8 protein-coding genes are annotated in these 11,619 nt (G+C 73.7%); 7 read left to right on the top strand and 1 reads right to left on the bottom strand.

Annotated features, from left to right (window positions below):
* Positions 1-11: 11 nt before the first annotated feature.
* Positions 12-1,142 carry a DUF3533 domain-containing protein gene (locus ACFY15_RS30870; RefSeq protein WP_390689935.1) on the top strand — a complete coding sequence of 377 codons (1,131 nt, stop codon included), beginning with the start codon at positions 12-14 and terminating at the stop codon, positions 1,140-1,142.
* 85 nt (positions 1,143-1,227) lie between these two features.
* Positions 1,228-2,130, top strand: coding sequence for an alpha/beta fold hydrolase (locus tag ACFY15_RS30865; protein ID WP_390689934.1), 903 nt, complete (start codon positions 1,228-1,230; stop codon positions 2,128-2,130).
* On the opposite strand, the gene ACFY15_RS30860 is transcribed toward ACFY15_RS30865, so the two are convergent.
* The gene (locus ACFY15_RS30860; RefSeq protein ID WP_390689933.1) at positions 2,127-2,714 is read right to left on the bottom strand and encodes an NADPH-dependent FMN reductase; all 588 of its coding nucleotides are present in this window, start codon (positions 2,712-2,714) and stop codon (positions 2,127-2,129) included. The two genes, ACFY15_RS30865 and ACFY15_RS30860, sit on opposite strands and share 4 nt — an antisense overlap.
* Before the next feature lie 243 nt (positions 2,715-2,957).
* Between ACFY15_RS30860 and fxsA the strand changes: the two genes are divergently transcribed.
* The 5 genes from fxsA to fxsT are packed head-to-tail and all read left to right on the top strand — an operon-like array spanning position 2,958 to position 11,615.
* Positions 2,958-3,122, top strand: coding sequence for an FxSxx-COOH cyclophane-containing RiPP peptide (gene fxsA / locus ACFY15_RS30855; protein WP_390689932.1), 165 nt, complete (start codon positions 2,958-2,960; stop codon positions 3,120-3,122).
* Positions 3,123-3,151: 29 nt separating this feature from the next.
* The gene (gene fxsBH, locus ACFY15_RS30850) at positions 3,152-5,410 is read left to right on the top strand and encodes a radical SAM/SPASM protein FxsBH, inactivated beta-hydroxylase extension form (RefSeq protein WP_390689931.1); all 2,259 of its coding nucleotides are present in this window, start codon (positions 3,152-3,154) and stop codon (positions 5,408-5,410) included.
* Positions 5,407-6,201: an aminoglycoside N(3)-acetyltransferase gene (locus tag ACFY15_RS30845; RefSeq protein WP_390689930.1), complete on the top strand. Its 795-nt coding sequence runs from the start codon at positions 5,407-5,409 to the stop codon at positions 6,199-6,201. Before fxsBH ends, ACFY15_RS30845 begins: the two co-directional genes overlap by 4 nt.
* Positions 6,202-6,241: 40 nt before the next feature.
* Positions 6,242-7,648: a TIR-like protein FxsC gene (locus ACFY15_RS30840; protein WP_390689929.1), complete on the top strand. Its 1,407-nt coding sequence runs from the start codon at positions 6,242-6,244 to the stop codon at positions 7,646-7,648.
* A complete protein-coding gene (fxsT, locus tag ACFY15_RS30835; RefSeq protein WP_390689928.1) occupies positions 7,632-11,615 on the top strand; it encodes an FxSxx-COOH system tetratricopeptide repeat protein in 3,984 nt (1,327 codons plus the stop codon). Before ACFY15_RS30840 ends, fxsT begins: the two co-directional genes overlap by 17 nt.
* Positions 11,616-11,619 lie beyond the last annotated feature (4 nt).

The following is an 11,619-nucleotide window of genomic DNA, read 5'->3' as shown; positions in this document are numbered from 1 at the left end:
AGCGTGGGGGCATGACCCAGCCCACCCGGCCCACCGGGCCCACCGACACCGATCCGGGCCCGTCCGGCGGATTCCTCGCCGAGGTCAAGGACGCCGTGACCGTCCGGGCCGCCGTGCTGGTCCTGGGAGTACTGGCCCTCCAGCTGGCCTTCGTCACCTCGTACATCGGGGCCTTCCACCACCCGAAGCCCAGCGAGATCCCCTTCGCGGTGGCCGCCCCCGCGGAGCCGGTCGCCGCACAGGTCGCGCAGCGGCTCGGCGCCCTGCCCGGAAAGCCGCTCGACCCGCGGCCGGTCGCGGACGAGGCGACGGCGCTCGCGCAGGTCGGGAACCGGGACGTGGACGGCGCGCTGATCGTCGACCCGGCCCGCCCGAACGACCGGCTGCTGGTCGCGAGCGGCGCCGGGGCCTCCCTCTCCCAGGCCCTGGAGCAGATCGTGGGCCTGGCCGAGAAGTCCCGGGGCCGCGGGGTCGTCGTCGTCGACGTGGCCCCCGCCGGCCAGGGCGACAGCCGAGGCCTGAGCTCCTTCTACCTGGTCATCGGCTGGTGCGTGGGCGGCTACCTGTGCGCCGCGATCCTCGCCATCAGCGCCGGCGCCCGGCCCGCGAACTCCGCCCGCGCCGTGATCCGGCTCGGCGTGCTGCTCCTGTACTCGATCGCCGCCGGACTGCTCGGCACGGTCGTCGCGGGCCCGGTGCTGGGCGCGCTGCCGGGCCCGGTCATGGCCCTGTGGGGGCTCGGCACGCTGGTGGTCTTCGCGGTCGGCGCGCTCACGCTGGCCCTCCAGGGGCTGGCGGGCGTGGTCGGCATCGGCCTGGCCATCCTGCTGGTCGTGGTACTCGGCAACCCGAGCGCGGGCGGCGCCTACCCGTACCCGCTGCTGCCGCCGTTCTGGCGGGCGATCGGTCCGGCCCTGCCGCCGGGCGCCGGTACGTACGCCGCCCGCTCCCTCACGTACTTCCGGGGCAACGGCGCGGCCGGCCCGATGCTGGTGCTGGCCGCCTGGGCGGTGGCCGGCGCCGCGGTCACGCTGGTCTGCGGGGCCGCCCGCCACGGCAGGCCGGGGGCGGCGGTGGGCAGCGGCCTGCCCGACGAGCCCGACGGGACGCCCGGCGCCGCGTCCGCCCCTTCCGGCCCCTGAAGGCCCCCTTCGCGCCCTATCGCATCGCCCGCCCCGGGAGCACAATCACCCTGACTGCTCGCGCCTGACGTGAGGGAGGGAGCGCGTGCGCGAAGAAGTGCGCACCGCTGACGGACGCGTCCTGATGGCGGAACACTGGGGCGACCCGGAGGGCAAGCCGGTCTTCCTGCTCCACGGCATGCCCGGCAGCAGGCTCGGCCCGGCCCCGCGGGGCATGGTCCTCTACCAGCGGCGGGTACGGCTCATCGCCTACGACCGGCCCGGCTACGGCGGCTCCGACCGGCATCCGGGGCGCACCGTGGCCGACGTGGCCCAGGACGTGGCCACGGTCGCCGACGCCCTCGGCGTGGACACCTTCGCCGTGGCCGGCCGCTCCGGTGGCGGCCCCGGGGCCCTGGCCTGCGCCGCGCTGCTGCCGGAGCGGGTGACGCGGACGGCGGCCCTGGTGCCCCTCGCGCCCCGGGACGCGGAGGACCTGGACTGGTTCGCGGGGATGGCCGCCTCGAACGTGCGGGAGTACACCACCGCCGCCGTCGACCCCGAGGAGCTCACGGCCCGACTGATCCCGCGCGCCAGCGGCATCGCCCGGGACCCCGGGCGGCTGCTGGACGAGCTGCGCCGGGAGCTGACCGCCAGCGACCGGATGATCGTCTCGGACGCGGGCCTGCGGTCGATGCTCCTGCGCAACTACCGTGAAGGGGTGCGCACTTCGGCGTTCGGATGGATCGACGACATGCTCGCCGCCAGCAGCCCCTGGGGGTTCGACCCCGCCGACATCCGCTGCCCCGTGCTGATCTGGCACGGGGAGCTCGACGTGTTCTCCCCCGTGGGCCACGCGCGCTGGCTGGGCCGGCGCATCCCGGGCGCCACCACCACCATCGACCCGGACGCCGCGCACTTCGCGGCCCTGCGCGCGCTGCCCGACGTCCTCACCTGGCTGCTGCGCGAGCTCCCCGACCCCTCCCTGGGCGAGCAGCAGCCCGCCTAGACCGCCGACCCCTCCCCCGCCGCACCGGCGAGCAGGGCCAGGACCTCGGCGAGGCGTGCACGGACGGCGGGGTCGGCGATCGTCCCGTCGGCGCCCACCGTGCCGCGGTCCACCGGGATCCGTACGCAGGCGGCGTCGACGACGGCGGCGCCCGTGTAGCCGAGCACCGTCCGCAGCGTGGCCTCGGCGCCCCCGCCGCGGCCCGGGGCGGCCGCGTTCACCCAGGCCACGGGCTTGTCGGAGATCTCGGTACCGCCCACCGTCCAGTCCAGCAGGTTCTTGAACGAGCCCGGCAGGGTGCCCGCGTACTCCGGAGCGCAGACCAGCAGCGCCGCCGCCCCGGCGATCGCCTCCCGCAGCGCGGCCACCGGGGCCGGGAGCGGGTCGGTGTCCTCGTCGGGGTTGAAGTGCGGGAGCTGCGCGAGGCCTTCGTAGCGGACGGCGGCCACCGGCGCGGGGGCCCCGGCGGCCGCGGACGCGGCGGCGACGGCCTCGGCGGTGCGCAGCACGGCCTCGTTGACGGAGCCGGCGCGCAGGCTTCCGGACAGGAGCAGGATCACGGGGAGTGCGTCTGACGTGGGCATCCGTCCACGCTACCGACGGGCAGGGGACACCCGTCGGCCACCCCCGGGGAACGGGGCCCTTCCGGGCGGCGAACGGCCGCGTGCGGCATCTCGAGTATTCCCCCACTCTTTCTATAGAACGCTTGACCAGGCGTCATGTCTCGGTTGCCAATGGGGTGCAGGCGAGTAAAGTCCCAGCCAGATGCCGGCGGCGCGCCGGCATCATTCCTCCCCGTTTCATCTGACCTCCCCGAGGACGGTGCCATGAACACTTCCGCAACCCCGCCGACCAGTGCGGTCAAGGACCGCCGGGTCCCCCTCGACAAGATCGACATTCGCAGCGCGCGGGTGGCCGCGGCCCTCGGCCGGGTACTGCCGTCGGAATCCGGCCGTCACGCGCAGGCACCGATCTTCAACTCCGCGCTCTGACGGCGGAGTAACCGCTCTAGACTGGTGGAATGACCGGCCTGATCGCATTTCGCGAGATCGTCCTGAAAGTCCACAGCAGATGCGATCTCGCCTGTGATCATTGCTATGTCTACGAACACGCTGATCAGAGCTGGCGAGCCCGGCCGAAAGTGATCTCCCCCGGGGTCATTTCCCAGACCGCGTCGCGGCTCGCCGAACATGCCCGTGACCATGCACTCCCCTCCGTCACGGTGATCCTCCACGGAGGGGAACCCCTGCTGGCGGGCCCGGACCGACTCCGCCTGGTGTGCGAGGAGTTCACCCGCGCGCTCGCCGGGACGGCCGAGCTCGACCTGCGCGTCCACACCAACGGGCTCCAGCTCGGGCCCCGTTACCTGGACCTCTTCGCCGAGTACGGCGTCCGGGTCGGCGTCTCCCTGGACGGGGACCGTGCGGCGAACGACCGCCACCGGCGCTTCGCGGACGGCCGCTCCAGCCACCCGCTGGTCCTGCGGGCCGTCGGCCTGCTCCGCTCGGAGCCCTACCGCCACCTGTACCAGGGCCTGTTGTGCACCGTGGACGTGGCCAACGACCCGGTCGCCGTCCTGGACGCCCTGGTCGCGCTGGAGCCGCCGCGGGTGGACTTCCTGCTCCCCCACGCCACCTGGCAGACCCCGCCGGAGCGGCCCGGCGGCGCGCCCGACGCGTACGCCCGCTGGCTGCTGCGGGTCTTCGACCACTGGGAGCGGCTGGGACGGCCGGTGCCCGTGCGGCTCTTCGAGTCGCTGCTGTCCACGCTGCGCGGCGGGCCCAGCCTGACGGAGTCCCTGGGGCTGGCCCCGACCGACCTGGTCGTCGTCGAGACCGACGGGACGCTGGAGCAGGTCGACTCCCTCAAGAGCGCCTTCGAAGGGGCGGCCGCCACCGGGTTCAACGTCTTCGACCACGCCTTCGACCGGGTGGCGGCCCACCCCGGGGTGCGGGCCCGGCAGCTGGGGCTGGCGGGCGTCAGCGCGACGTGCCGCCGCTGCCCTGTCGTACGTTCGTGCGGCGGCGGGCTCTACACCCACCGCTACCGGGAGGACGGCCCGGACGGCCCGGGCTTCGACAACCCCTCCGTCTACTGCTCCGACCTGCGGGAACTGGTGGAGGGGGTCGAGGGGCGGACGGCCGCCCGGGAGACCGCCCCGCAGCTGGCCGACCCCTCCGAACTCGCCCGCTCCCAGGAGGAGCTGACCCGCGCCCTGCTGGCCCGGCTGAACGGCGAGCTCGCCGCCGATCCGGAGTGGGCGCGGGCCTGGGAGGTGCTGACCGGGGCCGAGGAGGCCGCCCCGGAGGCGCTGGACGCCGTACTGGACCACCCGTTCACCCGGACCTGGGTGCTGGAGGCCCTCGACACGGCCCGCGAGGGGCGCCTGGACGCCCCGGCCGCCGCCCGCAGGCTGGCCGCGCTCGCGGCGGCCGCCGTGCTGCGCGGCGGGCTGGAGCCGGCGGCCGAGGTGACCTACCGGGACGGCGAGGTCTACCTGCCGACCCTGGGGCTGCTGCGGCTCGGGGAGCCGGGTACAGAGGGCCGCGCCGCCCTGCACGCCACCGGCGAGGAGTACGCGGTCGTCCGGGCGGGCCGCACCGAGCACCGCTTCGGCCCGGCGGCGGGCGACGCGCGCTGGCTGCCCGTACGGACCTGGCGGCCCGGGCCGGGGCAGCCCCCGGTGGCCCTGGAGGACCTGGACCCGTACCGCAACTGCTTCGCCCGCCCGCCCCGGCTGCGGCTCGGCGCCGGGGAGGCCGACGCGTGGCGGCGCCGCCTCGACGCGGCCTGGGCCCTGCTGCACCGCACCGTCCCCGAGCTCGCGCGGGCGGCCGCCGCCGGGCTGAGCACCCTGACCCCGCTGGCCGGCGGCCCGCGGGCCCAGGGCTGGGGCGAGGCCGGGCGGCACGGGCCGGGCGCGCTCGGGGTGCCGTACGCGGCCGGGGTGCGGGAGACCGCGCTGGCGCTGCTGACCGGGCGGCGTCGGGCCCGGCTGCGGGCGCTGACCGAGGTGGCCGACCTGTACGCGCTGGACGGCGCCTGGCAGCACCCCTCGCCCTGGCGGACCCGGCCGGTGCCGGTGTCGCGGCTGCTGGCCGACGTGCACGAGCGGGTCGCGGTGGAGGCCTACCGGCGGGCCACGACCACACAGGAACCGGGCGGCGCGGACCGGCTCCACCGGGCCCTGGACCGGCTGTCGGAGGCGGCCGAGCTGACGGTGACCGGCAAGCGGCTGGTGGAGGAGCTGCGCTGGGAGCTGAAGGCGGTGGACACGTGACCGGCCCCCTCGCCCTGGCGGTCCAGCTGCGGCTGCTCGGCGTGCGCCCGCGCCGGCGTCTGCTGGTCCACGCCGCGCTCGGCGGCACCGGCCTGCACCCCGGGACGCTGCGCGAGGCCCTCACCGGGGTGCTGGGGCCGCAGGGCACCCTGGTGGTCCCGGCCTTCACCGCGGAGAACTCCCTCACCTCCTCCGCCCACCTGGCCCGGATCGCCGGCCTCGACGAGGACGCGGTGGCGGCCTTCCGCGCCCGGATGCCCGCCTTCGACCCGGAGCGCACCCCCAGCCAGGGCGTGGGCGCCTTCGCCGAGGCGGTCCGCACCGCGCCGGGCGCGGCCCGCAGCGGCCATCCGCAGACCTCCTTCGCCGCGCTCGGGGCGGACGCGCGGCGGATCTGCGCGGAACACCGGCTGGAATGCCATCTGGGCGAGGACTCGCCCCTGGGAAAACTGTGCTGGGAGGGAGGACAGGTACTCATGATCAATGTGGGATTTTCGGCGTGCACCGCCTTCCATCTCGCGGAGTACCGAATTCCGAAGCCCCCCTTGCGCATGTACGACTGTGTGGTGAAGGTGAACCTTCCGGACGGGCGGCGGGGGCACGGGGACGAGGGGGAGTGGACCAGGTACGAGGACGTCGCCCTGGACGACAGCGATTTCGCGGAGATCGGCCGGGCGTTCCCGGATTCGCTCCTGCGCAGGGGGAAGGTGGGCGGGGCACCCGCCGTTCTGTTCTCGATCGCGGACGCCGTCGATCACGCCCAGGCCTGGATGACCGAAAACAGATGCTGATTGACTGAACGAGGAGGGGATGTGACGGAAGAGCTCCGGAATGATGTTCCTTCGCTCGCATCTTCGGGACGGGGGTCGTGTGCCCGCATCAGTGCAGCCGTACTTTTTTCTCAGTTATGCGCATACGCCGAGGTTCGGGCCCGGAGGACCCGACCCGGACATGTGGGTGGAGCGGCTCTTCCGTGATCTCTGCAACCACATCATGGCGCTCACCAGCCTGCCCGCCGGCTCCGAGGTCGGCTTCATGGACCGCGAGATACGCAACGGCGAGGGCTGGTCGGAACGGCTCGGGGCGGCCCTCGCCACCTGCCGGGTCTTCGTCCCCCTGTTCTCGCCGCGCTACTTCGCCAGCCAGATGTGCGGGAAGGAGTGGTTCGCCTTCGCCCAGCGCGCCATCCAGGTGGGCGCCACCAGCAACGAGAAGACCGAGGCCATCGTCCCCGCCCTGTGGGTGCCGGTACCGCCCTCCCAACTTCCGCTCCCGGCCGAGCGGTTGCAGTTCAACCACAGCACCTTCGGCGAGCGCTACGTCACCGACGGGCTGTACGGCCTGATCAAACTGCGCGGCTACGCCGAGCAGTACGAGCACGCCGTGTACGAACTGGCCCGCCACATCGTCGGGGTGGCCGAGAACGTGCGCCTGAAGCCCGTCCGCCCGCTGGACTACCGGGTGGTGCCCAGCGCCTTCGGCCCGGCCGGCGCCCGCCCCGGCGGGCCGTCCGCCCGCACCCTCCACGTCACCGTGGCCGCCGCTTCCCGGCACGAACTGCCGGAGGGCCGCAGCCCCGAGTACTACGGGGAGAGCGCCCTGGAGTGGAACCCGTACCACCCGACCTCCCAGCGGCCCGTCGCGTACGTGGCCGAGGAGCTGGTCAAGAACCTCAACTACCAGACCACGCTGTCCTCCTTCGACGACGAGGCCGGCCACTTCGACAGCAAGCAGCCCCCGACCCGGCCGGAGATCCTCATCGTCGACCGCTGGGCGGTGGAGGACGAGCACCGCCGCCAGCGCCTGGCCGCCTTCGACCAGGAGCACCGCCCGTGGATCAACGTGGTGGTGCCGTGGAACCGGTACGACCACCAGAGCCGGGCCAGGGAGGACGAGCTGGCGCGCCGGCTGGAGGAGACCCTCCCGGTCAAGATGGGCCAGGGCCGGGCCGCCTGCCGGGCCGCCGCCAACGGCGTGGCCAGCCTGGAGACCCTCGGGCAGATCCTCCCCCAGGTGGTCGAGGCCGCCGCCCAGCAATTCCTCAGACACGCCCAGGCGTACCCGCCGGCCGGGCACACCCCCACCGAACGCCGGCGCCTGGTCGGGCCGATGGGGATGGGCGACCCGCCACCGGCCCCCTTCCCGCCCACCGCGCACCGGCTCGGGCGGGACCGAAGCGACGCAGCCGACGACAGCACCGAGACCGACCGGGGGGACGCGGATGACAGCCAGTCGTGACAGCCGAGACGGACGCATCGTCACCTTCTACTCGTACAAGGGCGGGACCGGCCGCACGATGGCGCTGGCCAACACCGCCTGGATCCTCGCCTCCAACGGCAAGCGGGTCCTCGCCGTGGACTGGGACCTGGAGGCCCCGGGCCTGCACCGGTTCTTCCACCCCTTCCTGGACCCCTCCACGCTCGGGGCCACCACCGGGGTCATCGACCTGATCAGCGAGTACGCCTGGGCCGCCACCAGCCCGGTGCAGCGCGCCGCCGACTGGCACAAGGACTACGCGCGGATACAGCCGCACGCCGTCTCGCTCAACCCCGAGACCCTCGGCTGGGACTTCCCCGACGGGGGCACCCTCGACTTCGTCTCGGCGGGCCGGCAGAACCGCGAGTACTCGGCGACCGTGTCCACCTTCGACTGGGACAACTTCTACGACCGGCTCGGCGGCGGGCTCTTCTTCGACGCCCTGCGGACGGACATGAAGCGGAACTACGACTACGTCCTGATCGACAGCCGCACCGGCCTCTCCGACATCGCCGACATCTGCACCGTCCACCTCCCCGACGTCCTGGTCGACTGCTTCACCCTGTCCGACCAGTCCATCGACGGTGCCGCCTCCGTCGCCCGGCAGATCGACGAGCGGTTCGGCGACCGCGGCATCACCATCTACCCGGTGCCGATGCGCATCGACGAGGGCGAGAAGGAAAAGGCCGACGCGGGACGGGCGCTGGCCCGGATCAAGTTCGACCGGTTCCCCGGCGGACTCGTCGGGGACGAGCTGACCGCCTACTGGGGCGCGGTGGAGATCCCGTACCGCCCCTACTACGCCTACGAGGAGACCCTCGCCACCTTCGGCGACGAGGCCGGGCTCACCAACTCGCTGCTCTCCGCCTTCGAGCGGCTGACGGCGGTGGTGACCGCGGGCGAGGTCACCTCCATGCCGGTGATCACCGAGGAGGTGCGGCTGCGGATCCGGGACGCCTTCACCCGGCGCCGTCCGGCCCTGCCCGCCGACCTCTTCCTCTCCTACGTCGCCGAGAACCGGATGTGGGCCGACTGGATCGAGTCGGTGCTCACCCGGGCCGGCTTCCGGGTCGTGCCCAAGGACGTCTCCGCGGAGCGCCCGCCCGCCGCCGAGGGCGCCGGCGACACCCTGGGCGGCGGGACGGGCATCGGCGTCGACACCGCCGCCCGGACGGTGGTGCTGCTCTCCAGCGCCTACCTCAAGTCGGCCCGGGCCGTGGAGGTGTGGAACCGGGCCGCCGCCGAGGACCCCACCGGGGGCCGGCGCCACCTGATACCGCTGCGGGTGGGCGACGTGCGCCTGGCCACGCCCTACATCGACCGCAACCCGGTGGACCTGTTCCGGCTCGACGAGGTGCACGCGACCGCCGCCCTGCTGCGGGCGGTGGAGCGGCCGATGGCCCTCGCGGACACCGTCGCCGGCACCTCCCAGCCCGGCCCGCGCTTCCCGGGGACGGTCCCGAAGATCTGGAACGCGCCGCCCCGCAACCCCGGGTTCACCGGCCGCAGCATCGTCCTGGAGCGGATGCGCGACCAGCTGGGCGGCGGCATGGCCGTGGTCCTGCCGCAGCCGCAGACCCTGTACGGGCTGGGCGGCGTCGGCAAGACGCAGGTGGCGCTGGAGTACGTGCACCGGTTCATGGCCGACTACGACCTGGTGTGGTGGATCTCCTCGGAGCAGACCGACGACGTGGTCGCGGCCCTCGCGGAGCTCGCCGTACGCCTGGGGGCGCAGACCGGCGAGAACATGGCGGCCGCCTCCCAGGAGGCGATCGACCTGCTGCGCCGGGGGGTGCCGTCCTCGCGCTGGCTGCTGGTCTTCGACAACGCCGACGATCCCGAGACGCTCAAGCGGTTCTTCCCGCCGGGCGGCCCGGGGCACGTGCTGGTGACCTCCCGCAACCAGTCCTGGTCCCAGTACGGGGACGCGCTGCCGGTGGACGTGTTCCTGCGCGAGGAGTCCGTCGAGCACCTTCAGCGCCGCGCGCCGGGGCTCACCAAGGACGACGCCGAGCAGGTGGCCGTCGCGGTGGGCGACCTGCCGCTGGCGGTCGAGCAGGCCGGGGCGTGGATCGCGGAGACGGCGACGCCCGTGTCCGCGTACCTGGAGCAGCTCGCCGAGCAGACCGCGCGCGTGCTGGGCCTGAACCAGCCGGCCGGGTACCCGCAGCCGGTGGCCGCGACCTGGAATGTGTCGATCGAGCGGCTCCAGTCCCGCTCCCCCGCCGCCGTGCGGCTGCTCCAGCTGTGCGCCTTCTTCGCGCCCGAGCCGATCTCGGCGAACCTCCTGTACAGCAAGGAGATGATCGACGCGCTCAAGCCGTACGACGCCTCGCTCCAGGAGAAGCTGGTGCTGGGCCGGGTGATCCGGGAGATCGGCCGGTTCGCGATGGCCAAGGTCGACCAGGTCAGCAACAGCATCCAGGTGCACCGGCTGGTGCAGGCCGTGATCCGGGCGCAGCTGTCGGAGGAGGAGCAGCGCGAGGCCCGGCACGCGGTGCACCGGATCCTGGCGGGGGCCCGCCCGGACGACGACGAGCCGATAGACAACCCGGCGACGTGGCCGAGGTTCAACACGATCTGGCCGCACCTGAACCCGTCCGAGGCACGGTTCTGCAAGGAGCCGGAGACCCGCCGGCTGCTGATCGACCGGGTCCGCTACCTGTGGAAGCGCGGTGACTTCAAGGCCGCGTACACCCTCGGCGAGGAGCTGCGCGAGTCGTGGCGGGAGATGCTCGGCAGCGACGACCTCCAGTACCTGTACCTGCGCTTCCACCTGTCGAACATCCTGCGCTCACAGGGCCGGTTCGTGGAGGCGAAGGAGCTGGACGAGGTCACGCTGGAGCGGCAGCGGGCGGCGCTGGGCCCCTCGCACCCGCACACGTACATGACCACCAGCGGTCTGGCGATGGACCTGGGCGCGCTCGGCCGGTACGGCGAGGCGATGGAGCTGGCGACGGCGGCGCACGAGGGCTTCGGGCAGATCTTCCACGAGGCGCACCCGCGCACCCTGGCGGCGGCGAACAACCTGGCACTGAACCTGCGCATGGTCGGGCAGTACGCGCGGGCCAGGGAGATCGACCAGGAGGTCTTCGACCGGCGCACGGAGGTGCTGGGCCCGGACCACCCGTACACGCTGTCCTCGGCGCAGAACCTGGCCCGGGACCTGCGCGAGGTGGGCCGGTACGACGACTCGGTGCAGCTGCTGAGCCGGGCGTACGACATCTACAAGCGGACGCTGGGCCGGGCCTTCCCGGGCACGCTGTCGGCGGCGAAGAACCTGGCGGTGTCGCTGCGCCGGGCCGGGGAGCTGGAGGACGCCCTGCGGCTGACGACGGCGACCCGCAACCGGTACCGGGCCAAGTACACCTCGGTCAACCCCGACCTGCTGGCCTGCGAGCTGAACCTGGCCTCGGACCTGTTCGCGACCGGTGATCCGGGCGCGGCGCGGGACCTGGCGCAGGAGGTGGTGGACGAGTACATGAAGGTGCCGGGCGAGAAGCACCCGTACACCCTGGCCGCGCTCAACAACCTGGCGGTGTTCCACTGGGGCGCGGGCTCGGCGGAGACGGCGGAGCAGCTGCTGCGGCAGACGATCCGCAGCATGCGGGAGGTGCTGGGCGACAACCACCCGCACACCGTCTTCGCGCACCTGAACCTGGCCAACGCACGGGCGGACCTGGGCGATCCGGAGGGTGCCCTGGAGCTGGAGCGGGAGGCGGTGGTGCGGCTGCGCGAGGCGCTCGGGGCGCACCACCCGGAGACCCTGGCGAGCTCGTCGAACATGGCGGTGAGCCTGGACATGATGGGCCGCAAGGAGGAGGCGGCGAGGGTGCGGGCGGAGGCGGTGTCCGAGCTGGCGCGGCTGCTCGGGGAGGACCACGGTCTGACCCGGTACGCCCGGGACGAGCGGCGGGTCCACCGGGACCTGGAGCCGCTCGCGGTGTGATCCG

This window comes from Streptomyces sp. NPDC001373 (assembly GCF_042895815.1).
In the GTDB taxonomy this organism is placed as follows: Bacteria; Actinomycetota; Actinomycetes; order Streptomycetales; family Streptomycetaceae; genus Streptomyces.
The sequence above is the reverse complement of the archived record's forward strand: the minus strand, read 5'-3'. Positions and strand labels throughout refer to the sequence as shown.

Coding starts and splice junctions, on each gene's coding strand:
- ACFY15_RS30870 (WP_390689935.1), top strand. CDS start 12: ATGACCCAGCCCACCCGGCCCACCGGGCCCACCGACACCGATCCGGGC.
- ACFY15_RS30860 (WP_390689933.1), bottom strand. CDS start 2,714: ATGCCCACGTCAGACGCACTCCCCGTGATCCTGCTCCTGTCCGGAAGC.
- fxsA (WP_390689932.1), top strand. CDS start 2,958: ATGAACACTTCCGCAACCCCGCCGACCAGTGCGGTCAAGGACCGCCGG.
- fxsBH (WP_390689931.1), top strand. CDS start 3,152: ATGACCGGCCTGATCGCATTTCGCGAGATCGTCCTGAAAGTCCACAGC.
- ACFY15_RS30840 (WP_390689929.1), top strand. CDS start 6,242: ATGATGTTCCTTCGCTCGCATCTTCGGGACGGGGGTCGTGTGCCCGCA.
- fxsT (WP_390689928.1), top strand. CDS start 7,632: ATGACAGCCAGTCGTGACAGCCGAGACGGACGCATCGTCACCTTCTAC.